We start from the raw sequence: 25,475 nt of genomic DNA, 5'->3' as shown, positions 1-25,475 counted from the left end.
GCTTCGGGGACAGCATCCCTCGTGCGCCCGGGAAGCGATGACCATACCTTGCGTCGGGCGCTGGGAGGACGGGGCGATGCAGATCGACGAGGCGGACCGGCGCATCCTGCGCGTCATCCAGGAGCGGCCGGGCCTGACGATGCGCGAACTCGGCGACGAGACGGGCCTCAGCCATACGCCCTGCTGGCGGCGCCTCCAACGCCTGCAGGAGGCGGGGATCGTCAGCGAGAAGCGGTATATCGTCGACCCGGAGGCCGTCGGCTTCGAGATCGTCGCGTTCTGCTTCGTGAAGATCGTGGAGCACCGGCGCGAGCGGCTGCAGGAGTTCGAGCGCGCCGTGGCCTTCGTGCCCGAAATCCTCCAGTGCTATTCGCTCAGCGGCGATCACGACTACCTTCTGCAGGTCGTCTCGCGCAGCGTGCGCGACTACGAGGCGACGGTGAAGAACGCGCTGACGGAACTGCCGAACGTGCGGTCCATCAGCACGAGCTTCACCCTGAAGCGGGTGAAGGCGACGACCTACATTCCGGTCTGAGCCGGGCAGCGCAGCCGCAGCCAGACGACCTTACAACTTCGTATAGTTTCGGAAATATGGGTGAAATGATCCCCGGTTAGGGCGGCATCCTCCCTTCGTGTGCGCGAGCCGTCCCGGGCGGCAGCGCACCCTGACCGGAACGTTGTCGATGCTGTCCGTGATCGTTCCCGTCCTCAACGAGGAAGCCAACATCGTGCCGCTCGTCGAGGAGCTGACGCTGGCGGCCCGCACGGCGCCGATCGGCGAGATCCTCTATGTCGACGACGGCAGCACGGACGCGACGCCCGAGATCCTGCGCCACGCCCTGAACGAGTTTCCCCTCCTGCGCGTCGTGCGCCATGAGCGCCGCATGGGCCAGTCGGCCGCCTTCCGCACCGGCGCGGAAGCGGCCCGGTTCGAGACCCTCGTCTTCATGGACGGCGACGGGCAGAACGATCCCGCCGACATCGCCGCTCTCGCCCGCACCCGCGACGAGAGCGGCCGCGCCACCCGCGTCGCGGTTCTCGGCCAGCGCGCGGCGCGGCGCGACACCGCGGTGCGGCGCCTGTCGTCGCGCCTGGCCAACGCGGTGCGCGGACGGGTGCTGCGGGACGGCACGCGCGACACGGGTTGCAGCCTCAAGCTGATCCGCCGCGCGGACTACCTGAACCTTCCCTATTTCGACCACATGCACCGCTTCCTCCCCGCGCTGCTGATCCGCAGCGGGGTCGAGCTTCTCCATATCGACGTCTCGCACCGCCCGCGGGAGCGGGGCGTCTCCAAGTACGGCTTCCGCAACCGCGCCTTCGTGGGCATGGTCGACCTCATGGGCGTGCGCTGGTTGATGGGGCGGCGCCTGCCGGCGGACTACAACGCGAGCGAGATCACGAGGGGGCACAACGCATGAGCGGCGAAACGGCCTGGCTGGTTCTCGGCTTCGCGGGACAAAGCCTCTTCTTCACCCGCTTCCTGGTGCAGTGGATCGTCTCGGAGCGGCGGCGCGAGAGCGTGCTGCCGCGCGCCTTCTGGTTCTTCAGCCTGGGCGGCGGCGTCCTGCTGCTGGCCTACGCGCTGCATCGCGGCGACATCGTCTTCATGTCGGGCCAGGCGGTGGGCCTCGTCGTGTACCTGCGCAACATCGCGCTCAGCCGCCGCCCCGCGCCCGCCGCCGCTGTAGCCCCTTCCGCGCCATGAGGCAGGCGCTCCGGGCGCCCGGTCCCTATCTCGCGCTCGCCCTCTTCTGGGCTCTATCGCTCGCGCTGCGCCCGCCGATCCCGCCCGACGAGACGCGCTATCTCACGGTCGCCTGGGAGATGTACCTGCGGGGCGACTGGGCGGTGCCGACGCTGAACGGCCAGCCCTACCATCACAAGCCGCCGCTCCTGTTCTGGCTGATCGACAGCGTCTGGACGCTTCTCGGCCCCTCGCGCTGGGCGGCGGGTCTGGTCGTGCTCGCGACGTCCTGCCTCTCTCTGTTCCTCGCCACGCGGGTCGCTCGGAGCCTGTTTCCGGACCGGCGCAAGGTCTGGGAGCGCGTCGCCTGGGTGATGGCGGGCACGGTGCCCTTCGTGATCTACGCGACGCTGATCCTGTTCGACCTTCTCCTCACCTGCTGCGTCCTCGCCTCCTTCCTCGCCATGGTGCGGCTCGGCCGGACGGGACGGTGGCGCTACGGGGTCCTGGCGGGTCTGGCGATCGGCCTCGGCGTCCTCGCCAAGGGGCCGGTGGTGGTGATCCACGTCGCCTGGCCGATCGCGCTCTACCCGCTCTGGCGCGACGCGGCGATGGTGCCCGCCCGGCGCTTCCTGGCCGGCATAGCGCTGGCGCTGCCGGCCGCCCTCGTGCCGGTCGCCGTCTGGCTGGTGCCGGCTCTCCTCGGCACCGACGGCGCGTTCGCGCGCGCCCTTCTCTGGGACCAGTCGGCGGGCCGCATCTCCGGCAACATGGAAGCCTCGCACCCCCGCCCGTTCTGGTTCTATCTCGCGCTTCTTCCCGTCCTTGTCCTGCCCTGGCTCCTGTCGCCCCCCGTCTGGCGGGCGGTTCCAGGCTTCCGGGCACGGATCGCCGAGGCCGGGCGCGGCCTCGACCGCTCGCGCCTCCGGATGCTTCTCGCCTGGGCGCTCGGCATCGTCGCGGTGTTCAGCCTCATCTCGGGCAAGCAGCCGCACTATGTCGTGCCGACCATTCCGCTCGCCGCGATCCTCGTCAGCTATCTCTTGGAGGCCGTGCCGCTGCGCGACATCCGGCGCGGCTCGCTCGTCGTGCTCGCGCTCTTCGTCCTGTTCCAGGTCGGCGCCTCGCGCTTCCTGTTTCCGCGCTTCGACCTGTCGGCGGTGGCCGCGCGCCTCTCGAGCGATCCCGCAGTGGCGGTGGGCTTTTCCGGGCCCTACCAGGGCGAGCTGAACTTCCTAACGCGACGTACCGTGCCGGTCCAGCTCGTGCCGCTCGGCACCGAGATGCAATGGCTGAACCAGCACCCGGACGGGTTCCTGGTGGACGTTCATCCCGAAAGCCTGCAGCCGCCCGGCGAGGTGGTGCTGCGCCAGCCCTATCGCGACGACATGGTCTCGGTCATGCGCAAGCCGGGGGGCTCTGCGCCCTGAGCGGCGCCCGCCCTAGCGCGGGCGGATATCGCGCATGAAGCCGCGCCGCACGAGGTCGTCCGACGAGACGTAGCGCACCGAGCCCTCGTAGCGCAGGTCGAGATCGCCCGTCGCCGCCCGCTCCAGGAGCGGACGGTAGTACATTCCGTCGCCGAAATGCTGGTTCTCCTCGACCAGCTGCCGCCATTCCTCGACCGCGCCCTTGTGGAACTTGTCGTGGAGCAGCACGGCGGTCGGCGCCTCGAAGTTGCGCGCGAGCGGCCGGGGCCCGTGAACGCTCGCGCCCGCCTCGCCCGTCCAGGCGTCGGCGAAGACGAGCGGGAACTTCGTCAGCCGGTTGTCGAAGCCGAGGAGCCGGCGTCGCGGACCGCCGCGCAAGGACAGGCAGAATTTGTCGGCCCGCGCCTCGTAGCCGTCGCCGTCGAAGAAGACGTCGCGCGCCTGCGCCGCGCCGCCCTGCGGCCAGTCCTCGGCCACCCCGCACAGCGAGCCCTCGGGATAGATGTCGATCATCGGCGCCATGGACCGCCGCTGCCCGCATCGCTCGAGATCCCGGATGAAGTCGCGCAGCGAGCGCGTCTCGCTGCCCGGAAAGACCAGCGTCTCGTCCACGTCGACGCCGACGTACCAGCGGTCCCCTCCGTGCAGCTCGACCAGCCGGTCGCGCCACAGCCGCCCCCATTCGGACTGCGCGTACCGCAGGCCGGAGCGAAACAGGTCGACGTCGGGCTGTCCGAGAAGCCATTCGGCGGTGCCGTCGTCGGAGCGGTCGTCGAGCACCAGAAAGCGGTCGACGCCGAGGCGTCGGTAATGGCAGGCGAAGTCGGGAAGGTAGCGCAGGCCGTTGCGCACGACGCAGACCAGCGCGATCTCGCCCGCGCCGAGCGGCCGGATGCCGGACCGCGACGCGGGCGCGACGCTCGCATCGCGCCGGGCGCGGCGGCCGAAGCGCCGGTTGCGCAGGGCAAGCTGCAGCCGTGCCAGCGGCCCGAGCCGCCCGTAACGCTCCCAGTCGCGCGGATCGGCGACCGGATAGGCAAGCGCCGGCCCGCCGCCCCTTGCCCGCCCCGCCGCCGCCTCGCCGCGCGAAGAAGGCTGGGACGAGGACGATGCGACCAGGGACATGACCGAACTCCGCAAAAGGGTTCGAGTCATGCCAGCGTCGAATGACGGCAGCCTCGCCGGAAGATTGCGCTTTCCCAATGTCCGGGGGCGACGGCACTACCTCGAACGGATGAGGCCGCGCTCGGCGTTCGGAGGGGCCCGCATGGTGCCCGCGAGCAGGGCGCGACTTGCCGAACGCTTTGGCGCGCCCAACCTCCTGCCCCTGTCCCCTCCCGACGGACGCGGAAACCCCATGCTTCAGACCGCCACCTTTCGTCCCGCCGATCCCCCGGCGGATCGCTCCGCCGACGAGGCGCCGATCCTCTCGATCCAGCAACTCTCCAAGAGCTACGCCAAGGGCAGGCGCGTGCTCGACGACGTCGATCTCGACATCCGGCGCGGCGAGATCTTCGCGCTGCTGGGGCCCAACGGCGCCGGCAAGACGACCTTAATCAGCATCGTGTGCGGCATCGTCAATCCGGGCGAGGGCCGCGTCCTCGTCGACGGGCACGACATCGTGCGGGACTACCGCGCGGCCCGCTCGCTGATCGGCCTCGTGCCGCAGGAGCTGACGACCGACGCCTTCGAGACCGTGTGGGCGACGGTGAGCTACAGCCGCGGCCTGTTCGGCCGCGCGCCCGACCCCGCCCATATCGAGCGCATCCTTCGCCAGCTCACGCTCTGGGACAAGCGCGATGCCAAGATCATGACGCTGTCGGGCGGCATGAAGCGACGCGTCCTGATCGCCAAGGCCCTCAGCCACGAGCCGCGTCTCCTGTTCCTCGATGAGCCGACGGCGGGCGTCGACGTCAAGCTGCGCCAGGAGATGTGGCAGGTCGTGCGCGAGCTTCGCGAGAGCGGCGTGACCGTGATCCTGACCACCCACTACATCGAGGAAGCCGAGGAGATGGCCGACCGGGTCGGAGTGATCAACGGCGGCAAGCTGCTGCTCGTCGAGGAGAAGGCCGTTCTGATGCAGAAGCTCGGGCGGAAGGAACTGGTCCTGACGCTGCAGGAGCCCGCTCGGGAGGTGCCCGGCGCCCTCGCCCCCTACGACCTCGCCCTGTCGGACGACGGTTTCGAGCTCCGCTACACCTACAACACGCGCGCCGAGGAGACCGACGTCGCACAGCTCCTGGAGGGCGTGAGGGAGGCGGGCCTTCGCCTTCGCGACCTGACGACGCGCCAGAGCTCGCTGGAGGACATCTTCGTGGACCTCGTGGGAGAACGCGCATGAACCGCCACGCGATCTGGGCGATCTACCGGTTCGAGATGGCGCGCGCCTTCCGCACGCTGCTCCAGAGCATCGTCGCGCCCGTCATCTCCACCTCGCTCTACTTCGTGGTGTTCGGCTCGGCGATCGGCTCGCGCATGACCGAGGTCGACGGGGTGCCCTACGGCGCCTTCATCGTTCCGGGACTCATCATGCTGTCGCTGCTGACGCAGAGCGTCTCGAACGCGGCCTTCGGCATCTACTTCCCGAAATTCACGGGCACGATCTACGAGCTTCTGTCCGCGCCCATCTCCTTCTTCGAGATCACGCTCGCCTTCGTGGGCGCGGCCGCCACCAAGTCGATCCTCCTCGGCCTCATCATCCTGGCGACGGCCTCGCTCTTCGTGCCGCTCCATGTCGAGCATCCCGTCTTCATGATGCTCTTCCTGGTCCTGACGGCGGTGACCTTCAGCCTGTTCGGCTTCATCATCGGCATCTGGGCGGAAGGGTTCGAGAAGCTTCAGATCGTGCCGCTCCTGATCGTCACGCCGCTGACATTCCTCGGCGGCAGCTTCTATTCGATCAGCATGCTGCCGCCCTTCTGGCAGAAGGTGACGCTGTTCAATCCCGTGGTCTACCTCGTGAGCGGCTTTCGCTGGAGCTTCTACGGCACGTCCGACGTCGACGTCGGCTTCAGCCTCGCCGCGACGCTGGCCTTCATGCTCCTGTGCATGGCCGGCATCTGGTGGATCTTCCGGACCGGCTGGCGCATCCGCACCTGACGGTCCGCGCCCGTCCATCGCCCCCCTGATCCGCCGCCCCGCCGCCCGCTCGGGCGGCGGTTTCGTTCCGCAGCCCTTACAACAATCATGATGTCATCATACCAGTTGACGACGCGGGCGCGGGATGGGAAGGTCGCCGCGTTTTGGGGAGTTTGCCCTGCGGCGCGAGGTCGAAAAGGCCCGCAAGGACCGTGCGGCTCGGGAGGATTGTCATGCTCAGGAAGCTCTTGCTCGCGGCGGTGTCCGTCGCGGTTCTGTCGTCCGTGCCGGCCTCGGCCGCCGACCTCATCGCCATCATCACGCCCAGCCACGACAACCCCTTCTTCAAAGCGGAGGCGGAAGGCGCTGCGGCCAAGGCCAAGGAGCTCGGCTTCGAGCCGCTCGTGCTGGTCCACGACGACGACGCCAACAAGCAGAACCAGCTCTTCGACACCGCGATCGCACGCGGCGCGAAGGCCATCATCCTCGACAACGCGGGCGCGGCGGCCACCACGGCGGCGGTGCAGAAGGCCAAGGACGCGGGCATCCCCTCCTTCCTGATCGACCGCGAGATCAACGAGAGCGGCGTCGCCGTCTCGCAGATCGTCTCCAACAACTACCAGGGCGCCCAGCTCGGCGCCGAGGAGTTCGTGAAGCTCATGGGCGAGGCCGGCCCCTTCGCCGAGCTTCTCGGCCGCGAGGCGGACACGAACGCGGGCATCCGCTCGGGCGGCTACCACGACGTGATCGGCGAGTATCCCGAGATGAAGATGGTGGCCCAGCAGTCCGCCAACTGGAGCCAGACCGAAGCCTTCGAGAAGATGCAGACGATCCTGCAGGCCAACCCCGAGATCAAGGGCGTCATCTCGGGCAACGACACGATGGCCATGGGCGCCTGGGCGGCGCTGGAGGCGGCCGGCCGCAAGGACGTGATCGTGGTGGGCTTCGACGGCTCCAACGACGTGCGCGACTCGATCAAGGCCGGCGGCATCAAGGCGACCGTGCTCCAGCCGGCCTACCGGCAGGCCCAGCTCGCGGTGGAGCAGGCCAAGCAGTACCTCGCGACCGGCAAGACCGGCGCCGAGGAGAAGCAGCTCATGGACTGCATCCTCATCAACGCCGACAACGCGGCCAAGCTCGAGACCTTCGCGCTCAAGGACTGACGGCGACAGTCGCCGCGCGGGGCGCGCCCGGCCCGGGCCGCCCCGTCCCTTTCGCCTTCCCCGCCCGAGTCCCGCCATGCCGCGCCTGACCGCCCTTCTTCCGCTCGCCATGATCCTGGCCCTGCCGGGATGCAAGTTCGTGAAGACCGATGAACTCGCCGCGCGCGCTGAAGCCGCCGCCAAGCCGGCGGCGGGCTCCGACATGGCCGCGCGCTGGGAGGGCGAGATCGTTCCCTACCTCGCCGGCAGGGCCAAGCCCCTGCCCGAGATCCGCGCCGCCTTGGCGGGCGGGCTCGATGCCGCCGGCAAGACCTACGGCTGCCGCGAGGTGCAGGAAGGCGCGCCCTGGAACTTCCCGGTCACCGTGTCGGGGACGATCGTGGCCGCCAACACGCAGTCGCGCGCAGCCACGGCGGACGTGGACACGGACGGCGACGGCCGGGCCGACGCGACGCTCCAGCTCGGCCCCGTCCTGAAGGGCACCTCGATCCGCGACGCCCTGCCTTTCCTGACCTTCACGAGCTACGCGAACCAGATCGAGTTCGCCGACGTCGCCAAGGCGATCAACACGCAGGCCTATGAGCGCGTCCTGAAGGACCTCCCCCGCGACAAGCTGGTGGGCGCGAAGGTGGAGGCCACCGGCGTCTTCACGCTGCGCTCGGCGGGCGACAAGGTTCTCGTCACGCCGGTCGCGCTCGCGCTGGAGCCCGGCGCATGAGCCACGAGGTCGTGCTCAGCGTCCGGGGCGCCACCAAGGTCTATCCCGGCACGAAGGCGCTGAAGGGCGTCGACTTCGACGTGCGCGCGGGCGCCGTCAACGTGCTGGTCGGCGAGAACGGCGCCGGCAAGTCGACGCTCATGAAGATCATCGCGGGCGTGGAGCAGCCGACGACCGGCGAGATCCTCATCGACGGCAAGCCGGTCACCCTGCCCGGCACGGCCGCCGCCGCCCGCCACGGCATCGGCATCGTGTTCCAGGAGCTCAACCTCTTCCCGAACATGACGATCGCCGAGAACATCTTCATCGGCCGCGAGAAGACGCGGCTCGGCGTCGACATCGACGGCCGGGCGCAGGCCGAGGCGGCGCGCAAGCTTCTGGCGCGCCTCGAACACGCCAACCCGCCCGAGACACCGGTCGGGGACCTTCGCATCGGCGAGCAGCAGATCGTCGAGATCGCCAAGGCCCTGGCCGGGGACGCGCGCATCCTGATCCTCGACGAGCCGACCTCGGCCCTCTCGGCCGCCGAGGTCGAGATCCTGTTCGGTGTCATCCGCGAGCTGAAGGCCCAAGGCGTCGCGATCGTCTACATCTCGCACCGACTGGAAGAGCTGGTGCGCATCGGCGACTACATCACGGTGCTGCGCGACGGCTCGATCACCGGCGCCCGGTCCATGGCCGAGGTGGACGTGCCCTGGATCGTGCGCGCCATGATCGGCGCCTCCTCCAAGGACTTCGCCAAGACGCTCCATCACGACTACGGCCCCGAGGTCCTTCGCGTCGAGGACATGACCCTGCCGCGCAAGGGCGGGGGCTTTGCGGTGGACCACGTCTCGCTCAGCCTGCGGGCGGGCGAGATCGTCGGCATCTACGGGCTGATGGGCGCCGGTCGCACCGAGCTCTTCGACTGCATCATGGGCCGCCAGCCGGCCGCGACGGGCCGCGTCACGCTGGCCGGCCAGGACCTGTCGGGCCGCTCCGTTCACGGGCGCATCCAACGCGGCATCGCGCTGATCCCCGAGGACCGCAAGGCGGAGGGTCTCGTGCAAATCCTCTCGGTCTCCGAGAACATGTCGATGTCGAGCCTTTCCTCCTTCACGAGGCTCTTCCATCTCGACGTCCGGCGCGAGCGCTCGAGCGTTCGCGACTACGTCAAACGCCTCGCGGTGAAGGTGTCCGGTCTCGACAGCCCGGTCTCCTCGCTGTCCGGCGGCAACCAGCAGAAGATCGTGATCGGCAAGGCGCTGATGACGGGCCCGAAGGTCCTTCTCATGGACGAGCCGAGCCGGGGCATCGACATCGGCGCCAAGGCCGAGGTCTTCCGCGTGATGCGCGAGCTGGCGGCGGGAGGGCTCGGCATCCTCTTCGTCACCTCCGACCTCGAGGAGGTCATGGAGCTGTCGGACCGCATTCTCGTCATGTCCAACGGGCGCGTCACCGGCGAGCGCGAGCGCGCCGCGACCGACGAGAGCGAGATCGTCGCCCTGTCCGCCGCCGGCCATCGCCCGCCGCCCGGCCACACGCTTCTGGAGACGCCCCGATGACCGCCGCCCAGACCGCCGCGCCCGAGCGCCCGGCCGACGTCTCGTTCGCCCTTCTTCTCCTGAAGGCGCGCACCTTCATCGCGCTGATCGCGGTGGTGGCCTTCTTCAGCGTGGCCGCGCCGAACTTCCTGTCGGCGGCCAACCTCGTGATCATGTCGGAGCACGTCGCGCTGAACGCGTTTCTGGCGATCGGCATGACCTTCGTGATCGTGACGGGCGGCATCGACCTGTCGGTCGGCTCGATCGTCGGCCTTTGCGGCATGGTGGCGGGCTATCTCGTCCTGAACGGCGTGGCGATCGACTTCACCGGCTACACGGTCTTCTTCAACACCGCCGAGATCGTCGTGATCACGCTCGGCGTCGGCGTCCTCGTCGGCGTCGTGAACGGGCTCCTCGTCACCCGCCTCAACGTCGCGCCCTTCATCGCGACGCTCGGCACGCTCTACGTCGCGCGCGGCTTGGCGCTCCTGTCCTCGGACGGGGCGACCTTTCCGAACCTTCGCGGCTCGGCCGAATGGGGCACGACGAGCTTCCCCTTCATCGGCGCGGGCTCGGTTCTCGGCGTGCCGGTCTCGATCTGGCTTCTCGTGATCGTCGGCTGCGGGGCGGCGTATCTCGCCGCGCGCACGCCGCTCGGGCGCGCCATCTACGCGGTGGGCGGCAACGAACGCGCGGCGGCGCTGTCGGGCCTGCGCGTCAACAGGACGAAGATGTTCGTCTACATGTTCTCGGGCTTCTGCGCGGCGATCGTCGGCCTCATCGTCTCCTCGCAGCTCGTCGCCTCGCACCCCGCCACCGGCGAGACCTTCGAGCTCAACGCCATCGCGGCGGCGGTCCTCGGCGGCACCTCCATGTCGGGCGGGCGCGGGCGGATCGGGGGCACGATCGTCGGCGCCTTCGTCATCGGCATCCTCTCCGACGGGCTCGTGATGATGGGCGTCTCGTCCTTCTGGCAGACCGTCATCAAGGGCCTCGTGATCATCGCCGCCGTGGTGGTCGACCAGTTCCAGCAGCGCCTCCAGCAGCGCATCGCCCTTCAGCGCCAGGCGGCCCTCGGCCGCTGACGGCGCGAAACACCCGAAAAAGGACTTCTCCCATGACATCGATCGCGCTGTTCGGCGCCGGCGGAAAGATGGGCTACCGCCTGGCCTCCAACTTCAAGGGCTCGCGCTTCGACGTGCGCCATGTCGAGCTCTCCGAAGCGGGCCGCGAGCGCCTGCGGAGCGGTCTGGGCTTCGATTGCGTGCCGCAGGACGAGGCGCTCCGGGACGCCGAGGTCGTGATCCTCGCTGTGCCCGACACGGCGATCGGCAAGGTCGCGGCCGGCATCGAGAAGGACCTGAAGCCCGGCACGATCGTCGTCGTCCTGGACGCGGCCGCGCCGTTCGCGGGCCACCTGCCCGACCGGCCGGACCTCACCTATTTCGTGACGCACCCCTGCCACCCGCCGATCTTCAACGACGAGACGGACCCGGCCGCCAAGCGCGACTTCTTCGGCGGGGTCGCCGCCAAGCAGCACATCGTCTCCTCGCTGATGCAGGGCCCGGAGGCGCACTACGCGCTGGGAGAGGAGGTCGCCAAGGTCATCTGGGCGCCGGTCATGCGCTCCCACCGAGTCACGGTGGAACAGATGGCGCTTCTGGAGCCGGGCCTGTCGGAGACTGTCTGCGCTAGCCTCCTCGTCGTCATGCGCGAGGCGATGGACGAGGTGGTGCGGCGCGGCGTCCCGAAGGAGGCCGCGCGCGACTTCCTGCTCGGGCACATGAACGTCCTCGGTTCGGTGATCTTCGAGGAAACGCCGGGCGTCTTCTCGGACGCCTGCAACAAGGCGATCGAGTTTGGCAAGCCGATGCTGATGCGCGACGACTGGCGCCGCGTCTTCGAGCCGGACGAACTCGCCGCCTCGATCCAGCGCATCACGTGAGGAACCGGGCCATGAGCGAGCTGCGCGGTGCCCTGATCGGCTGCGGCTTCTTTGCGCGCAACCAGATGCACGCCTGGGAAGACCTCCCCGGCGTGCGCATCGTGGCCGTCTGCGATCGCGACGCGTCGCGCCTCCAGGCGATGGGCGAGGCCTTCGAGGTTTCCACGCGCTACGGCGACGCCGAGGCCATGCTGCGCGAGGTGCGGCCGGACTTCGTGGACATCGCCACCACCGCGCCGAGCCACCGCGCGCTGGTGGAGCTCGCCGCCTCGCTCGGCATCCCCGCCATCTGCCAGAAGCCCTTCGCCCCCACGATGGAGGACGCGCGCGTCATGGTTGCGGCCTGCGAGCGCGCGGGCGTGCCGCTCATGGTGCATGAGAACTTCCGCTGGCAGTCGCCCATCCGGCGCCTGCGCGAGATTCTGGACGAGGGCACGATCGGGGCGCCCTTCTTCGGGCGCGTCTCGTTCCGCTCGGCCTTCGACGTCTATTCCGGCCAACCGTATCTGGCGGAAGGCGAGCGCTTCATCGTCGAGGATCTCGGCATCCACGCGCTCGACATCGCGCGCTTCCTCCTGGGCGACGCGAAGGCGATCACCACGCGCATGGCGCGCGTCAACCCGCTGATCCGCGGCGAGGACGTGGCGACCATGCTCCTCGACCACGCGGCCGGGCTGCATTCGGTCGTCGACTGCTCCTATGCGACGCGGCTCGAGGAGGAGCTGTTTCCCCAGACGCTGGTCGAGATCGACGGCGCGCTCGGCACCATCCGGCTCGGGCCCGGCTACAGGCTGACGGTGACCGACGCCTCGGGCACGCGCCACGAGGACCTCTCGCCCCCGCTTCTCGCCTGGGCGAGCCGCCCCTGGCACAACATCCAGGAGAGCGTTCTCCTGATTCAGCGGCACTGGCTGGAAACGTTGCGGGACGGCCGCGAGCCCGACACGTCGGGGCGCGACAACCTCCAGACGCTCGCCCTCGTCGAGGCCGCCTACCGGGGCGCGCGCACCGGCCTGCCGGTCGCGATCGCGGACGTCTGACGCGCCATGGACGACCTCCTCGCCCTTTTCGGCACCGCCGAGCCGCCCGCACCCGTCCGCACGCTGCGCGCCGGCCCGCTCGCCGCAGACCTCGTGTCGGGCAACCTGCGCACGATCCGCTTCGGCGGGCACGAGGTGTTGCGCGCGGTCAGCTATGTCGTGCGCGACCGCGACTGGGGCACGCTCGACCCCGCCATCACGAACCTCGTGGTCGAGGAGGGCGACAACCGGTTCGAGGTGCGCTTCGAGGCGTCCTGCCGGGCGCCCGACGGCGCGCGTCTGGCGATGCGGGCCGCGATCCGGGGGACGGCGTCGGGATCGCTGAGCTTTTCCGTCGAGGCCGTGCCGGAGGGCGACTTCGAGACCAACCGCTGCGGCTTCTGCGTGCTTCATCCCGTCGAGGGTGTCGCGGGCGCCCCCGTCGAGGTGCTGCACGGCGACGGGACGCGGGAGGCAAGCCGGTTTCCCAACCTCATCGAGCCCTGGCAGCCCTTCCAGGACATTCGCGCCCTCACGCACGAGCCGGCGCCCGGCCTTCGCGCGACCTGTCGGCTGGAGGGCGACACGTTCGAGATGGAGGACCAGCGCGCCTGGTCGGACGCCTCCTACAAGACCTATGTCCGCGCGCTCGCCCTGCCCTGGCCCTACCGCATGCCGGCGGGCGAGCCCAACCGGCAGAGCGTGACCCTCACGATCGAGGGCACGGCATCCGCGGCGGCGGGTACGGCGGCCGGTCCGGTCGGCGTGGTGCCGGGTCCGAAAACCGGCGAGCCGATGCCGCGCTTCGGCGTGGCGTTCGCGCCGGAGGAGTGCGCCGAGGCGTCGGAGCATCTTGCGGAGCTGCGGGAGCTCGGCCCCCGCTTCCTTCTCTTCTCCTTCGATCCCGGCGCCGGACACGACGGCCGGGCGCTGGCCGACTTCGCCCGCATCGCCGCCGCGTGCCCCATGGCCGAGCGAGTGCTTGAATTCGCGGTTCCGACCGACCGGCCGCTGGACGCCGCCTTTGCGAATCTCGCGGCGATGGCACGCGATGCGGGGCTCGACGCCCACGCGCTCATCGCCGGGCCGGACGTCGATCGCCAATCGACGCCGCCCGGCAGCCGCTGGCCGGACTGCCCGCCGCTGGCCGAAGTCTATGCCGCCGCGCGCCGCGCCTTTCCGGCAACGCGGCTCGGCGGCGGGATGCTGAGCTACTTCACCGAGCTCAACCGCAAGCGCGTGCCGACCGAAGATCTCGACTTCGTCACCCACGCGACCTGCCCCATCGTCCACGCCGCCGACGACCTGTCGGTGATGCAGACGCTGGAGGCCCTTCCCTTCATCACGCGCTCGGCCCGCGCGATCATCGGCGACAAGCCCTATCGCCTCGGGCCCACCACGATCGGCATGCGCCAGAACCCCTACGGCTCGCGCACCATGGCGAACCCTTCGGACCGGCGGGTCGCCATGGCGGCCGACGATCCGCGGGCGCGCGGGCTCTTCGGCGCGGCGTTCCTGGTCGGCTATGCCGCGCGGCTGGCGGGCTCGGGCGTCGAGGCTTGGTGCGGCTCGAGCTTCGCGGGCCCGCGCGGCCTGTTCGACCGCTCGGGCCGTGCGACGCCGCTCTTTGGCGTCGCGCGCGGATTGGCCCGGGCGTCGGCTTGCGACCGTCTGGCGCTGCGATCAGGCGACCGCTCGCGGATCGACGGCCTCGCGCTTCGGCGCCCGGACGGCGGCGCGGAGGTCTGGCTCGCGAACCTCACGGCCGAGCCGCAGACGGCTCGCCTCGAGGGGACCTTCGATCTCGCCGATCACTGGAGCCTGCCGGGCACGGTGGGGTTCGCCGCGGGGTCGCTCGACCTCGGCCCCCACGCCGTCGCGCGGCTCGTGGCGCCGGGCGCCCGTCAGGCGCCCTGATGGACGTAGAGCGCGCGCGAGCGCTCCAGGTGCCGCACCATGGCGGTCTCGGCGGCCTCCGTGTCGGCGCGCGCGATCGCCTCGACGATCTCCTCGTGCTCCACCAGCGTCAGGTTCTCCTTGCCGGTCCAGATCAGCATCTCGGTATGGTACTGGCGCAGCCAGCCCAGCATGGAGCGCGCCGCCGCCTCGAAGATCGGATTGCCGGGGATCGCCGCGATGCGCGCGTGCAGCCGCATGTCGGCGGCGATGAAGGCCTCCGCATCGCCGAGAACCCCGCGCTGCTCGGCGAGGATCGCCCGCAGGGCCGCGATGTCGCTGGCGCCCGCCCGTTCGGCCGCCTGTCGGACGATGCCGCGCTCCAGGAAGATGCGGGCCTCCTTCAGGTGGTCGAGCGCCTTCGGCGAGGTCGACAGGAGGATCTGCGCGGCGTCGTCGACCTGTCCGAAGAGCGAGGCGGGCGTCGGCTCGGTGACGCGGGCGCGCTCGCCATGCTGAATCGACAGGAGGCCCATGTTGGCGAGCGCCTGCATGCCCTCGCGGATCGCCGGGCGCCCGACGCCGAAGCGCTCCATCAGCTCGCGCTCGGAGGGCATCTGGTCGCCGGGCTTGAGCGCGCCGGAGGTGAGCATCGCCTTCAGGCGCTCGAACACCTCGGTGGAAAGCTTTCGCCGGACGATGGGCTCGTGAACGCGGTCCATGGCAATGCCGATCGCGGGAGGAGACGATTTGGTATGATGACGATACCAGCTTATGGCCTGTCCTGCGCTGGGAAAGATGAGGGACGCCATGACGGGCGCAAGTGACGAGATCGTCCTGACCTACCGGATCGAGACGCCGGGCAGCGTCGAGAAGCTGGCCGCCAAGATCGCGAGCGACCAGTCCACCGGCACCTTCACGGCCCTGCCCGGTGAGACGCCGGAGCTGAAGGCGCGCGTCGCCGCTCGCGTCGTCGCCGTCCGCAGCTTGGAACCCGTGGACGAGCCGGCGTTCGGGCGCTCGCACGAAGATCTGGCGCAGGCCCCAAGCTTCAATCGCGGCGAGGCCGACATCGCCTTCCCGCTGGAGGCGGTCGGCACGGACCTCGCGGCCCTGATGACGATCGCGATCGGCGGCGTCTGGTCGATCAAGGGCTTCAGCGGCATCCGCGTCACGGACTTGCAACTCCCGCCGGCCTTCGCCAAGGCCTGGCCCGGCCCGCAGTTCGGCATCGAGGGCTCGAAGCGCCTGATGGGCGTGGAAGGCCGTCCGATGATCGGCACGATCGTGAAGCCCGCGCTGGGCCTGCGCCCGGAGGAGAGCGCGGCCATGACGCGCGAGCTCGCCGAGGCGGGCGTCGACTTCATCAAGGACGACGAGAAGCTGATGAGCCCGGCCTACTCGCCGCTCGCCGAGCGGGTCCGGGCCGTCATGCCCGTCGTTCTCGACCACGAGCAGCGAACCGGCAAGAAGGTCATGATCGCCTTCGGAATCTCGGCCACGGATCCCGACGAGATGATGCGCAACCACGATCTGGTCGCGGCGGCCGGCGGCAACGCCGCCGTGGTCAACATCAACTCCGTCGGCATGGGCGCCATGAGCTTCCTCAGGAAGCGCTCGAGCCTCGCGCTCCACGCCCATCGCAACGGCTGGGACATCCTCACCCGCCACCCCTCGCTCGGGCTCGACTTTTCGGTCTACGAGACCTTCTGGCGCCTGCTCGGCGTCGACCAGTTCCAGATCAACGGCATCGGCGCGAAGTACTGGGAGCCGGACGCCTCGTTCGTGCGCTCCTTTCGGGCCCTCGACAAGCCGCTCTTCTCGCCTGCGGACCGGCCGTTGCCTGTCGTATGCTCGGGCCAATGGGGCGGGCAGGCGCCGGCCACGTTCGAGGCGGTGCGGACCGCGGATCTCCTGTACCTGTGCGGCGGCGGGGTCGTCGGCCACCCGATGGGCCCGGCCGCCGGCGTGCGCGCCGTGCGCGACGCCTGGGAGGCCGCGGTCGCGGGCGTGCCCCTCCAGCATCACGCCCGGACCCATCCCGAACTTGCCGCCTCGATCCGGGCCTTCGGCTCGGGAGACGGCGCATGAGCCCCCTTCTCCTCACCTTCTACGGCGACGACCTGACGGGCTCCACCGACGTCATGGAGGCGCTGGCGCTGCGCGGCGTCGAGACCGCGCTCTTCCTCGACGTGCCGACGCCGGAGCGCCTCGCGCGCTTCGCGGGGCTGCGGGCGGTCGGCATCGCGGGCACCAGCCGCAGCGAGACGCCGGACTGGATGGACGCGAACCTCCCGCCCGTCTTCCGCTGGATGGCGGCGCAGGGCGCCGAGATCGCGCACTACAAGGTCTGCTCGACCTTCGATTCCTCGCCCACCGTCGGCAGCATCGGCCGGGCGCTGGAACTCGGGCGCGCGGTCTTTGCCGACGCGCCGGTGCCGATCGTGGTGGGGGCGCCGCAGCTGAGGCGCTACACCGCCTTCGGCGAGCTGCATGCCGCCTTCCGGGGCGAGGTCTACCGCATCGACCGGCATCCCGTGATGAGCCGTCACCCCGTCACGCCGATGCGCGAGGCCGACCTGCGCCGGCACCTCGCGGCGCAGACCGAGCTTGCCGTCGCGCTGGTGGACGCGCCCCCGCTCCTCTCGGGTGCTGGCGAGGCCGCCGTCGACGCGGCGTTGACGGGGAAGCCGGGCGCGGTCCTGATCGACGTCCTCGACGGCGCCACGCAAGCCGAGGCCGGACGGCTGCTGCGGCGCCTGGGCCGTCTCGGCTCGCGCTTCGTGGTCGGCTCGTCGGGCGTCGAATACGCGCTGGCCGCCGATTGGGCGAGGGACGGCACGATCGCGGGCGCGCCCCGCTTCGAGCCGCTGGCGCCGCGCGAGCGCATCGCGGTCGTCTCCGGCAGCTGTTCGCCGACCACCGAGCGCCAGATCCGCCATGCCGAAGCTGAGGGTTTTGCAGCGATCGCGCTCGACCCGCGCGCGCTGGCCGGCGGCGACGGGGCGGCGGTGGAACGCGTCGCCTCGGACGCGCTGCGGTTACTCGGGTCGGGCCGCAGCGTCGTGGTCCATACCGCGATGGGGCCGGGCGACGACATCGGCACCGAGCTCGGCGGACCGGAGGCGCGCCATGCGATCGGCCGGGGTCTCGGTCGTCTTCAGGCGCGGCTCGTGCGCGAGGCCGGGCTCGAGCGGGCGGTGGTGGCGGGAGGCGACACGTCCAGCCACGCGCTCCGCGAACTCGGCGTCTGGGCGCTGACCCCTCGCCTGCCGCTTCCCGACACGCCGGGCTCGCCGGTCTGCCGCGCCCACAGCGACGCGCCGGGCTTCGACGGGCTTGAGATCGCCTTCAAGGGGGGGCAGATCGGACACGACGACTACTTCGTGCGGCTGCGCGACGGGGGCTGAGGGATTGGCCCGCCGGCCAATGCTGCGCTGCAAGGAAAAACAACGGTAACGCAGCGTGTTAGGGACGAAATGCGCCGATCCCAATCGTTAGCTGTCAAAAAAGTATCGGCCGCCGGAAAAGCGTGAGGTAGTGCGCGGTTTCGAACGCTCCTAAGTTCGTTTCAGCAGGCGGAGGACCAACCTCCCCCTCGCGGGAGCGGGCGCCGACAGGATCCTCGATAAGGATCGGGCGTCGGGAGGCAGGCGACATGAACCCGGACCTGGAACTCGTCCAGATCAGGCAAGGCGAGTCGTTCAAGGCGTGGGTGCACGGCTATCCGTTCCACACGGTCCGCTGGCACTTCCACCCCGAATACGAGCTCCACCACGTCGTGGCGACGCGGGGCCACTACTTCGTCGGCGACTTCATCGGCGAGTTCGAGCCCGGCAACCTCGTCCTGACCGGACCCAACCTGCCGCACAACTGGGTGAGCGACGTGCCGGCGGGCGACGAGATCCCGCTGCGTTGCCGCATCGTCCAGTTCTCGGAAGGCTTCGTCGAGGCCGCGACGCGGGCGCTTCCCGAATTCTCCGCCCTGGAAGACCTCCTGAACCTCAGCCGTCGCGGCCTCGTTTTCGGCGCGCGGACCGTGGAGCGCGTGGCCCCCCTGATGGCCGAACTCGTGGAGGCTCGCGGCCTTCGGCGCGTCACCCTCTTCATGGCCGTGATGGATGTCCTCGCCTCGACCGACGACGCCGTGCCGCTGACGAGCGCCGGCTACCTGCCCGATCCGTCGGGCTTCATGAGCGGCGGCGTCAACGAGGCGCTCGCCTTCATCAACCAGAACCTGACGCGGGACTTCTCGGAGGGCGACCTCGCGGCCCTCTCGGGCCGCAGCCCCAGCGCCTTCTCGCGCTGCTTCCGCCGCCACACGGGCATGACGCTCGTCCAGTACGTCAACCGCCTGCGGGTCAACCTCGCCTGCCAGCTCCTGACCAGCGAGCCCGAGCGCACCATCACCGATATCTGCTTCGCGGTCGGCTACAACAACGTGTCGAACTTCAACCGCCAGTTCCTCGTGCAGAAGGGCATGTCGCCCTCGCGCTTCCGCAGCCTGTCGGCGCGCAACCGGCCCGTCGCCTACGCCGCGTGACGCATCGCCGCCGCCGGCGGCCCCAAGGATCGCATTCGGATCGGCCGGCGCGGGAGGCGCGGACGGCCGATCCCGAAAAGGCCCGGCGCGGGCCTTCCCGAAACCGCGCAGCCACCAACCAACCCCAGGGAGAGACCGACGTCATGATCTCGAAGACCGAAACGCTCCGCCGCCCGCCGCTTCTCGCCCTCGGCATCCTGGCCGGCGCGGCGGCGCTCGCCGGCCCCGCCCGCGCGCAGGAGGCGACCGTCGCCTTCCTGATGCCCGACCAGGCGTCCACGCGCTACGAGCAGCGAGACTTCCCCGGCTTCAAGAAGGAGATGGAGAAGCTCTGCTCCGCCTGCACGGTGGTCTACCAGAACGCCAACGGCGACGCCGCGCTCCAGCAGCAGCAGTTCAACTCGGTGATGGCGCAAGGGGCGAGCGTGATCGTGCTCGACCCAGTGGATTCCAGCGCCGCCGCCTCGCTCGTCCAGCAGGCCCAGTCGCAGGACGTCAAGGTCATCGCCTATGACCGCCCGATCCCCGACACCCCGGCCAACTACTACGTGTCCTTCGACAACAAGGGCATCGGGCAGGCCATTGCGCAGTCGCTGGTGGACCACCTGAAGGCGAGCGGCGTGCCGGACGGCGCGGGCGTTCTCGAGATCAACGGCTCGCCGACCGACGCCGCCGCCGGCCTGATCCGCGATGGCGTCCACGCCGCCCTCAAGGCCTCGTCCTACAAGACGCTCGCCGAGTTCGACACGCCGGAATGGGCGCCGCCCCAGGCGCAGCAGTGGACGAGCGGCCAGATCACGCGCTTCGGCGCCGACATCAAGGGCGTGGTCGCGGCCAACGACGGCACCGGCGGCGGCGCGATCGCGGCCTTCAAGGCGGCGGGCGTGAACCCCGTTCCCCCGGTCACGGGCAACGACGCCACGATCGCCGCGCTCCAGCTCATCATCGCGGGCGACCAGTACAACACGATCTCGAAGCCCAGCGAGATCGTGGCGGCGGCCGCCGCCAACATCGCCTTCCAGATGATCTCGGGCCAGACGCCGAAGGCCGAGACGACGCTCTACAACACGCCCTCGCAGCTCTTCGTGCCCAAGGTCATCACCAAGGAGAACATCAAGGCGGAGATCTTCGACAAGAACATCACGCCCGTGGCCGAGGTCTGCACCGGCGACTACGCGGCCGCCTGCAAGTCGATGGGCATCCAGTGATCGGCTGAACGCCCGGCCGGCCGCCGCGCCCGTCCGGCGCCGACGGCCGGCCTCCCGTCCCCTCTTTCCCAGCGAGGCCGCTCCCGTGACCCAGACCGCAAGAGGCGCCAGCGCGCCGGTGCCGCCGCGCGGCGAGCCGGTGATCTCGCTGCGCAACGTGTCCAAGAACTTCGGCGCCGTGTCGGCGCTCACCGACATCGAACTCGACGTCTATCCCGGCGAGGTCGTGGCGCTGGTGGGCGACAACGGGGCCGGCAAGTCGACGCTGGTCAAGGTCCTGGCCGGCGTCCACCAGCCGACGTCGGGCACGATCCGCTTCGCGGGCCGCGAGGTCGCGCTGACGAGCCCGTCGGCCGCGCTCGACCTCGGCATCGCGACCGTGTTCCAGGATCTGGCGCTCTGCGAGAACCTCGACGTCGTCGCCAACATCTATCTCGGCCGCGAGGCCAATCCCTGGCACCTCGACGAGGTCGCCATGGAGGTGCGCGCCTGGACGCTCCTGAACGAGCTGGCCGCGCGCATCCCGTCCGTGCGCGAGCCCGTCGCCTCGCTCTCGGGCGGGCAGCGGCAGACGGTCGCCATCGCCCGCTCGCTGCTGCTCGAGCCCAAGCTCATCATGCTCGACGAGCCGACCGCGGCCCTCGGCGTCGCGCAGACGGCCGAGGTCCTGAACCTCATCGAGCGCGTGCGCGACCGCGGGCTCGGCGTCATCGTCATCTCCCACAACATGGAGGACGTGCGCGCCGTCGCCGACCGGATCGTGGTGCTGCGGCTCGGGCGCAACAACGGCGTCTTCACGCCCGATGATTCGCACAACGACCTGATCGCCGCGATCACCGGCGCCACCGAGAACGCCGTGTCACGCCGCGCGGGTCGTCTGGCGGCGCAAGAGGAGGCCCGCCCATGAGCGCGAACCCCAACTCCGCCCGCGGCCGCGCGCTCGACCGCGCCGATGCGCGCGTTCGCGACGACGAGGGCCTGTCCGGCGCGCTGCGCGGCTTCCTCGACCGCGTGCGCTCGGGCGACCTCGGCATGATCCCGGTGGCCGTCGGCCTCGTACTGATCTCGCTGATCTTCGCCTGGCTGAACCCGGTCTTCCTGCGGCCCGGCAACGTTTCCAACCTTCTCTACGACTGCGCCACCACCGGCATCATCTCGCTCGGCATCGTGTGCGTCCTGATGCTCGGCGAGATCGACCTCTCGGTCGGCTCCATGTCGGGCCTCGCCTCCGCCATCCTCGGCGTCCTGTGGATCAACCAGGGCTGGCCGATGATCGGCGCGATCCTCGTCGCGCTGCTGCTCGGAGCGGCGGTCGGCGCGCTCTACGCCGCGCTCTACAACCGCGTCGGCATGCCCTCGTTCGTGGCGACGCTCGCCGGCCTCCTCGCGCTGCTCGGCCTCCAGCTCTACCTCCTCGGCAGCTCGGGATCGATCAACCTGCCCTTCAGCCTGCCGCTCGTGCGCTTCGGGCAGAACAGCTACATGCCGAACTGGCTCTCGGTGGCGCTGGCCCTCGTTCCCGCCGCGATCGTTCTCTGGTCGGGCCTGTCGACGCGGCGTCGCCGCGAGGCGGCCGGGCTGACCGGCGGCTCGCTCAGCGTGGTGGTCGCCAAGGCGGTCGCGCTCGGCCTCGCGCTGGAGGCCGTCGTCCTCTACCTCGCCCAAGGGCGCGGCGTGCCGTGGATGTTCGCGCTGTTCGTGCTTCTCGTCGCCTTCATGGACTACCTCTTCACGCGCACGCAGTGGGGCCGCTCGATGATGGCGGTGGGCGGCAATCGCGAGGCGGCCCGACGTGCGGGCATCAACGTGCGCCGCATCTACCTCAGCGCCTTCGTGCTCTGCTCGACCTTCGCCGCGCTCGGCGGCATCCTGTCGGCCGCGCGCCTCGGCTCCGCCTCGCAGCAGGCCGGCACGGGCGACGTGAACCTCAACGCCATCGCGGCCGCCGTGATCGGCGGTACCTCGCTCTTCGGCGGGCGCGGCTCGGCCTACTCGGCGCTGCTCGGCATCGTCGTGATCCAGGCCATATCGAACGGCCTGACGCTCCTGAACCTCTCGTCGAGCCTTCGCTACATGATCCTCGGCGGCGTTCTCGCGCTGGCCGTGATCGTCGACTCGCTCGCCCGTCGCTCGCGCGCCTCGCACGGCCGCGGCTGACGCTTCCCCACCGCCCGCGGCCGACGGCTGCGGGCGCCCGTCCTTCCGATCCTTATCCCAGCCAGGAACCCGACCCATGAGCCAGGATCTCTCCGGCAAGGTCGCCGCCATCACGGGCGCGGCCTCCGGCATCGGCCTCGAATGCGCGCGCGCCATGCATCGCGCCGGCGCCCGCGTCGTCCTGATCGACCATGCCGAGGACCGCCTCGCGCGCGCGGTCGCCGAGATCGGCGAAGGCGCCTATCCGCTGCGCCTCGACCTGTTCGACGGCCCGGCGGTCGACGCCTTGGCGGACCGCGTCGTCGAGCTTGCCGGCGGCCTCGACATCTTCCATGCCAACGCCGGCGCCTATGTCGGAGGGCCCGTGATCGAGGGCGATCCCGACAGCTGGGACCGGATGCTGAACCTCAACGTCAACGCCGCCTTCCGCTCGATCCGGGCGGTGCTGCCGCACATGAGCGCGCAGAAGCGGGGCGACGTGATCGTGACGAGCTCGGTCGCGGGCTTCATCCCCGTCGTCTGGGAGCCGGTCTACACCGCCTCGAAATTCGCGGTGCAGGCCTTCGTCCACACCGTGCGCCGCCAGCTGATCCCGCACGGCGTGCGCGTCGGCGCGGTGGCGCCGGGCCCGGTGATCACGCCGCTGATCGACGACTGGCCGAAGGCCAAGCTGGAGGAGGCCCAGCGCAACAAGAGCCTGATGGAGGCCCGCGAGGTCGCCGACGCGGTGATCTTCATGTTGACGCGCCCGCCCGGCGTCGTCATCCGGGACCTCGTGATCCTGCCGCACGGCGTCGATCTGTAAGACCCCAGCCGAGGAGCCGCACCCCATGTCCTCCAGCGACCTGTTTCTCGGCGTCGACGTCGGCACGGGCAGCGCGCGCGCCGGCCTGTTCGACGAGAACGGCCGGCTCAAAGCCACCGCCAAGCGCCCGATCCGCATCTGGCGCGAGCCGGGCGAGATTGTGGAGCAGTCGTCGGCCGACATCTGGCAGGCGGTCTGCGAGAGCGTGCGCGAGGCGTTGGCGCTGTCCGGCGCCGGTCCGGCCGATGTCCGGGGCATCGGCTTCGACGCGACCTGCTCGCTGGTGGTTCTGGACGAGGCCGGTCGCTCGCTCGCGGTCGGGCCTTCCGGGGACCCCGCGCGCGACATCATCGTCTGGATGGATCACCGCGCGATCGAGCAGGCCGAGCGCATCAACGCGACCGGCCACCCGGTGCTGCGTTACGTCGGCGGGCGCATCTCGCCGGAGATGGAGACGCCCAAGCTCCTTTGGCTGAAGGAGAACCGGCCGGACACGTTCCACAAGGCCGCCCACTTCTTCGACCTTGCCGATTTCCTCTCCTGGCGCGCCACCGGCTCCCCCGAGCGTTCGGTCTGCACGCTGACCTGCAAGTGGACCTACCTCGCGCACGAGGGGCGCTGGGACGAGAGCTACTTCCGCCGGATCGGTCTTGAGGAACTGGCCGACGAGGACTTCCGGCGGATCGGACAGCGGGTGCTCGACGTCGCCCGGCCGGTCGGCGCCGGATTGAGCGAAGCGGCCGCCGCCGAACTCGGCCTTCGGGCCGGCACGCCGGTCGGCGCTCCGCTGATCGACGCCCATGCCGGCGGCGTCGGCACGGTGGCGGGCAGCGGCGCGGACCTCGCGCTCATCATGGGAACCTCGGCCTGCGCCATGGCGACCACCGCCGACGCCCGCTTCGTCGGAGGCGTCTGGGGCCCCTACTACGGGGCGATGCTGCCGGGCACATGGTTGCTGGAAGGCGGCCAGTCCGCCTATGGCGCGGCGCTCGACCATGTCGTCGCCTCGCACCCGGCCTTTCCCGCCATGCGCGAGGCGGCCGAGCAGGCGGGGCGCGGCGTCCTCGACCACCTGGAGATGCGGGCCGTCGAGATGGCCGGCTCGGTCGAGGAAGCGGCGCGGCTTGCGGGCGCGCTGCATGTCGTGCCCGACCATCTCGGCAACCGCGCCCCGCGCGCCGACCCGCACGCCACAGCCGTGGTCAGCGGCCTGACGCTCGCGTCGGGCGAGGACGATCTCGTCCGCCTCTTCGTCGCGACGCTCTGCGGCCTCTGCTACGGAACGCGCGACATCGTCGAGGCGATGGGGCGCAAGGGCGTGGCGCTGGAGCGCATCGTCGTGTCGGGCGGGGCCGCGCGCTCGGCGCTGCTGCGGCGCATCCTGGCGGACGCGACGAAGCTCGCGGTCGCCCTTCCCGAGACCGCAGAGCCCGTGCTTCTCGGCAGCGCGATGCTGGGTGCGGTCGCCTCCGGGGCGAGGGGCGACCTCGGCGAGGCCGCCGCCCGCATGTGCCGCGTCGAAGAGACGATCGTTCCGGCCGGCGGCGAGATGGGCCGCTTCCACGACGCCAAGCACGAGGCCTATCGCGCGCTGCAGGCCGCGGAGGTCGCCGCGCGCGACGCCATGCGCCGGATCGCGGGAGTTCCCGGCGCGGCAGGGTCGCCCGAGGCTTGACCCGGCGGCCGGCGGCCTTTATGCAGCCGCTGTCCGGGACCCTGTCCGGCGCGCGCCTTGCCGTGCCCGAACGCCCGGATCCTGAAAGAACCACAAGAAGACGGCCCTGAGCGGAGCGATCCGATCCGAGCGCCGATCCCAAGGAAGACCCTGATGTTTGCAGTGATCAAGACCGGCGGCAAGCAGTACCGCGTCGCCGCCAACGACCGTTTCGAGATCGAGCGCCTCGCCGGCGAGGCGGGCGACACCGTTTCCTTCACCGAGGTGCTGATGGTCGGCACCACGATCGGCGCGCCCTTCGTGGCCGGCGCCACGGTGGTGGCCGAGATCGTCGAGCAGACGCGCGGCACGAAGGTCATCTCCTTCAAGAAGCGCCGTCGCCAGAACTCCAAGCGCACGCGCGGCCACCGTCAGGACCTGACGATGATCCGCATCTCCGAGATCCTGACCGAAGGCCAGCAGCCCTCGGCGAAGGCCAGCGAAAAGCCCGCGAAGGCGAAGGCCGCCGCCCCGGCCGCCGAGGCCGTCGCCACCGCCGACGAGGCGGGCGAGGCCGCGAAGAAGCCCCGCGCGTCGCGCAAGAAGACCGAGACCGTCGCCGACGAGGCGTAAGTTTCTGCGGGGCGGA

General features: G+C 70.4%; 24 protein-coding genes. 22 read left to right on the top strand and 2 right to left on the bottom strand.

Annotation, left to right across the window (positions count from 1 at the left end; translation table 11 throughout):
* Positions 1–37: 37 nt before the first annotated feature.
* The 4 genes from AUL35_RS02905 to AUL35_RS02890 all read left to right on the top strand — a co-directional run bounded on the left by AUL35_RS02905 (position 38) and on the right by AUL35_RS02890 (position 3,117).
* The gene (locus AUL35_RS02905) at positions 38–535 is read left to right on the top strand and encodes an Lrp/AsnC family transcriptional regulator (protein WP_244493652.1); all 498 of its coding nucleotides are present in this window, start codon (positions 38–40) and stop codon (positions 533–535) included.
* Between the two features lie 148 nt (positions 536–683).
* Positions 684–1,421 carry a glycosyltransferase family 2 protein gene (locus AUL35_RS02900; RefSeq protein WP_062011821.1) on the top strand — a complete coding sequence of 246 codons (738 nt, stop codon included), beginning with the start codon at positions 684–686 and terminating at the stop codon, positions 1,419–1,421.
* On the top strand, positions 1,418–1,708 hold the full coding sequence (locus AUL35_RS02895) for a lipid-A-disaccharide synthase N-terminal domain-containing protein (protein WP_062011820.1): 291 nt from the start codon (positions 1,418–1,420) through the stop codon (positions 1,706–1,708). The genes AUL35_RS02900 and AUL35_RS02895 overlap by 4 nt, the downstream gene beginning before the upstream one ends.
* Entirely contained in the window at positions 1,705–3,117 is a 1,413-nt protein-coding gene (locus AUL35_RS02890; protein WP_062011818.1) for a glycosyltransferase family 39 protein, read from the top strand. The genes AUL35_RS02895 and AUL35_RS02890 overlap by 4 nt, the downstream gene beginning before the upstream one ends.
* Positions 3,118–3,129: 12 nt before the next feature.
* Here the strand turns inward: AUL35_RS02890 and AUL35_RS02885 are convergent, their stop codons facing one another.
* Complete coding sequence (locus tag AUL35_RS02885; protein WP_192847027.1) at positions 3,130–4,242, bottom strand: glycosyltransferase family 2 protein; 1,113 nt, start codon at positions 4,240–4,242, stop codon at positions 3,130–3,132.
* 232 nt (positions 4,243–4,474) lie between these two features.
* Between AUL35_RS02885 and AUL35_RS02880 the strand changes: the two genes are divergently transcribed.
* The 9 genes from AUL35_RS02880 (at position 4,475) to AUL35_RS02840 (ending at position 14,480) form a co-directional block, all read left to right on the top strand.
* Positions 4,475–5,458 (top strand): ABC transporter ATP-binding protein, encoded by a 984-nt coding sequence (locus AUL35_RS02880; protein WP_082666058.1) that lies wholly within the window; start codon positions 4,475–4,477, stop codon positions 5,456–5,458.
* A complete protein-coding gene (locus AUL35_RS02875) occupies positions 5,455–6,216 on the top strand; it encodes an ABC transporter permease (protein ID WP_062011816.1) in 762 nt (253 codons plus the stop codon). Before AUL35_RS02880 ends, AUL35_RS02875 begins: the two co-directional genes overlap by 4 nt.
* A gap of 212 nt (positions 6,217–6,428) precedes the next feature.
* Positions 6,429–7,358, top strand: a complete 930-nt coding sequence (locus tag AUL35_RS02870) for a D-ribose ABC transporter substrate-binding protein (protein WP_374754475.1) — start codon at positions 6,429–6,431, stop codon at positions 7,356–7,358.
* A gap of 76 nt (positions 7,359–7,434) precedes the next feature.
* Positions 7,435–8,076: a DUF2291 family protein gene (locus tag AUL35_RS02865; RefSeq protein ID WP_062011814.1), complete on the top strand. Its 642-nt coding sequence runs from the start codon at positions 7,435–7,437 to the stop codon at positions 8,074–8,076.
* Positions 8,073–9,620 carry a sugar ABC transporter ATP-binding protein gene (locus AUL35_RS02860; RefSeq protein WP_062011812.1) on the top strand — a complete coding sequence of 516 codons (1,548 nt, stop codon included), beginning with the start codon at positions 8,073–8,075 and terminating at the stop codon, positions 9,618–9,620. The genes AUL35_RS02865 and AUL35_RS02860 overlap by 4 nt, the downstream gene beginning before the upstream one ends.
* The gene (locus tag AUL35_RS02855) at positions 9,617–10,684 is read left to right on the top strand and encodes an ABC transporter permease (RefSeq protein WP_062011810.1); all 1,068 of its coding nucleotides are present in this window, start codon (positions 9,617–9,619) and stop codon (positions 10,682–10,684) included. Before AUL35_RS02860 ends, AUL35_RS02855 begins: the two co-directional genes overlap by 4 nt.
* Before the next feature lie 32 nt (positions 10,685–10,716).
* On the top strand, positions 10,717–11,544 hold the full coding sequence (locus tag AUL35_RS02850; protein ID WP_062011809.1) for a phosphogluconate dehydrogenase C-terminal domain-containing protein: 828 nt from the start codon (positions 10,717–10,719) through the stop codon (positions 11,542–11,544).
* 11 nt (positions 11,545–11,555) lie between these two features.
* Positions 11,556–12,584: a Gfo/Idh/MocA family protein gene (locus AUL35_RS02845; RefSeq protein ID WP_062011807.1), complete on the top strand. Its 1,029-nt coding sequence runs from the start codon at positions 11,556–11,558 to the stop codon at positions 12,582–12,584.
* A gap of 6 nt (positions 12,585–12,590) precedes the next feature.
* Positions 12,591–14,480, top strand: a complete 1,890-nt coding sequence (locus tag AUL35_RS02840) for a hypothetical protein (RefSeq protein ID WP_062011805.1) — start codon at positions 12,591–12,593, stop codon at positions 14,478–14,480.
* Here AUL35_RS02840 and AUL35_RS02835 read toward each other — a convergent pair.
* Positions 14,468–15,181, bottom strand: coding sequence for a transcriptional regulator NanR (locus AUL35_RS02835; protein WP_062011803.1), 714 nt, complete (start codon positions 15,179–15,181; stop codon positions 14,468–14,470). The two genes, AUL35_RS02840 and AUL35_RS02835, sit on opposite strands and share 13 nt — an antisense overlap.
* 88 nt (positions 15,182–15,269) lie before the next feature.
* On the opposite strand from AUL35_RS02835, the gene oiaX reads away from it, so the two are divergent.
* The 9 genes from oiaX (at position 15,270) to rplU (ending at position 25,459) form a co-directional block, all read left to right on the top strand.
* The gene (gene oiaX, locus AUL35_RS02830) at positions 15,270–16,550 is read left to right on the top strand and encodes a 3-oxo-isoapionate-4-phosphate decarboxylase OiaX (protein ID WP_062011801.1); all 1,281 of its coding nucleotides are present in this window, start codon (positions 15,270–15,272) and stop codon (positions 16,548–16,550) included.
* On the top strand, positions 16,547–17,869 hold the full coding sequence (locus AUL35_RS02825) for a four-carbon acid sugar kinase family protein (RefSeq protein ID WP_062011799.1): 1,323 nt from the start codon (positions 16,547–16,549) through the stop codon (positions 17,867–17,869). Before oiaX ends, AUL35_RS02825 begins: the two co-directional genes overlap by 4 nt.
* A 248-nt stretch (positions 17,870–18,117) precedes the next feature.
* Complete coding sequence (locus tag AUL35_RS02820; protein ID WP_062011797.1) at positions 18,118–19,002, top strand: AraC family transcriptional regulator; 885 nt, start codon at positions 18,118–18,120, stop codon at positions 19,000–19,002.
* A 143-nt stretch (positions 19,003–19,145) separates the two neighbouring features.
* Positions 19,146–20,210, top strand: a complete 1,065-nt coding sequence (locus AUL35_RS02815) for a sugar ABC transporter substrate-binding protein (RefSeq protein ID WP_062011795.1) — start codon at positions 19,146–19,148, stop codon at positions 20,208–20,210.
* A 118-nt stretch (positions 20,211–20,328) separates the two neighbouring features.
* Positions 20,329–21,117 carry a sugar ABC transporter ATP-binding protein gene (locus AUL35_RS02810; RefSeq protein ID WP_156417815.1) on the top strand — a complete coding sequence of 263 codons (789 nt, stop codon included), beginning with the start codon at positions 20,329–20,331 and terminating at the stop codon, positions 21,115–21,117.
* Positions 21,114–22,367, top strand: coding sequence for a sugar ABC transporter permease (locus tag AUL35_RS02805; RefSeq protein WP_062011791.1), 1,254 nt, complete (start codon positions 21,114–21,116; stop codon positions 22,365–22,367). Before AUL35_RS02810 ends, AUL35_RS02805 begins: the two co-directional genes overlap by 4 nt.
* 76 nt (positions 22,368–22,443) lie before the next feature.
* Positions 22,444–23,172 carry an SDR family oxidoreductase gene (locus tag AUL35_RS02800; protein ID WP_062011788.1) on the top strand — a complete coding sequence of 243 codons (729 nt, stop codon included), beginning with the start codon at positions 22,444–22,446 and terminating at the stop codon, positions 23,170–23,172.
* Positions 23,173–23,197: 25 nt separating this feature from the next.
* Positions 23,198–24,847 (top strand): FGGY-family carbohydrate kinase, encoded by a 1,650-nt coding sequence (locus AUL35_RS02795; protein ID WP_156417809.1) that lies wholly within the window; start codon positions 23,198–23,200, stop codon positions 24,845–24,847.
* Positions 24,848–25,000: 153 nt separating this feature from the next.
* The gene (rplU, locus tag AUL35_RS02790; protein WP_062011784.1) at positions 25,001–25,459 is read left to right on the top strand and encodes a 50S ribosomal protein L21; all 459 of its coding nucleotides are present in this window, start codon (positions 25,001–25,003) and stop codon (positions 25,457–25,459) included.
* The last annotated feature ends 16 nt before the right edge of the window (positions 25,460–25,475 follow it).

The organism is Aureimonas sp. AU4, assembly GCF_001463765.1.
Classification (GTDB): Bacteria; Pseudomonadota; Alphaproteobacteria; order Rhizobiales; family Rhizobiaceae; genus Aureimonas.
Note: the sequence above shows the minus strand (reverse complement) of the source record. Positions and strands in the feature narration are given on the sequence as shown.

Excerpts from the sequence above, each read along its gene's own strand:
- AUL35_RS02905 (WP_244493652.1), top strand. The coding sequence starts at position 38 with ATGACCATACCTTGCGTCGGGCGCTGGGAGGACGGGGCGATGCAGATC.
- AUL35_RS02900 (WP_062011821.1), top strand. The coding sequence starts at position 684 with ATGCTGTCCGTGATCGTTCCCGTCCTCAACGAGGAAGCCAACATCGTG.
- AUL35_RS02895 (WP_062011820.1), top strand. The coding sequence starts at position 1,418 with ATGAGCGGCGAAACGGCCTGGCTGGTTCTCGGCTTCGCGGGACAAAGC.
- AUL35_RS02890 (WP_062011818.1), top strand. The coding sequence starts at position 1,705 with ATGAGGCAGGCGCTCCGGGCGCCCGGTCCCTATCTCGCGCTCGCCCTC.
- AUL35_RS02885 (WP_192847027.1), bottom strand. The coding sequence starts at position 4,242 with ATGTCCCTGGTCGCATCGTCCTCGTCCCAGCCTTCTTCGCGCGGCGAG.
- AUL35_RS02880 (WP_082666058.1), top strand. The coding sequence starts at position 4,475 with ATGCTTCAGACCGCCACCTTTCGTCCCGCCGATCCCCCGGCGGATCGC.
- AUL35_RS02875 (WP_062011816.1), top strand. The coding sequence starts at position 5,455 with ATGAACCGCCACGCGATCTGGGCGATCTACCGGTTCGAGATGGCGCGC.
- AUL35_RS02870 (WP_374754475.1), top strand. The coding sequence starts at position 6,429 with ATGCTCAGGAAGCTCTTGCTCGCGGCGGTGTCCGTCGCGGTTCTGTCG.
- AUL35_RS02865 (WP_062011814.1), top strand. The coding sequence starts at position 7,435 with ATGCCGCGCCTGACCGCCCTTCTTCCGCTCGCCATGATCCTGGCCCTG.
- AUL35_RS02860 (WP_062011812.1), top strand. The coding sequence starts at position 8,073 with ATGAGCCACGAGGTCGTGCTCAGCGTCCGGGGCGCCACCAAGGTCTAT.
- AUL35_RS02855 (WP_062011810.1), top strand. The coding sequence starts at position 9,617 with ATGACCGCCGCCCAGACCGCCGCGCCCGAGCGCCCGGCCGACGTCTCG.
- AUL35_RS02850 (WP_062011809.1), top strand. The coding sequence starts at position 10,717 with ATGACATCGATCGCGCTGTTCGGCGCCGGCGGAAAGATGGGCTACCGC.
- AUL35_RS02845 (WP_062011807.1), top strand. The coding sequence starts at position 11,556 with ATGAGCGAGCTGCGCGGTGCCCTGATCGGCTGCGGCTTCTTTGCGCGC.
- AUL35_RS02840 (WP_062011805.1), top strand. The coding sequence starts at position 12,591 with ATGGACGACCTCCTCGCCCTTTTCGGCACCGCCGAGCCGCCCGCACCC.
- AUL35_RS02835 (WP_062011803.1), bottom strand. The coding sequence starts at position 15,181 with ATGGACCGCGTTCACGAGCCCATCGTCCGGCGAAAGCTTTCCACCGAG.
- oiaX (WP_062011801.1), top strand. The coding sequence starts at position 15,270 with ATGACGGGCGCAAGTGACGAGATCGTCCTGACCTACCGGATCGAGACG.
- AUL35_RS02825 (WP_062011799.1), top strand. The coding sequence starts at position 16,547 with ATGAGCCCCCTTCTCCTCACCTTCTACGGCGACGACCTGACGGGCTCC.
- AUL35_RS02820 (WP_062011797.1), top strand. The coding sequence starts at position 18,118 with ATGAACCCGGACCTGGAACTCGTCCAGATCAGGCAAGGCGAGTCGTTC.
- AUL35_RS02815 (WP_062011795.1), top strand. The coding sequence starts at position 19,146 with ATGATCTCGAAGACCGAAACGCTCCGCCGCCCGCCGCTTCTCGCCCTC.
- AUL35_RS02805 (WP_062011791.1), top strand. The coding sequence starts at position 21,114 with ATGAGCGCGAACCCCAACTCCGCCCGCGGCCGCGCGCTCGACCGCGCC.
- AUL35_RS02800 (WP_062011788.1), top strand. The coding sequence starts at position 22,444 with ATGAGCCAGGATCTCTCCGGCAAGGTCGCCGCCATCACGGGCGCGGCC.
- AUL35_RS02795 (WP_156417809.1), top strand. The coding sequence starts at position 23,198 with ATGTCCTCCAGCGACCTGTTTCTCGGCGTCGACGTCGGCACGGGCAGC.
- rplU (WP_062011784.1), top strand. The coding sequence starts at position 25,001 with ATGTTTGCAGTGATCAAGACCGGCGGCAAGCAGTACCGCGTCGCCGCC.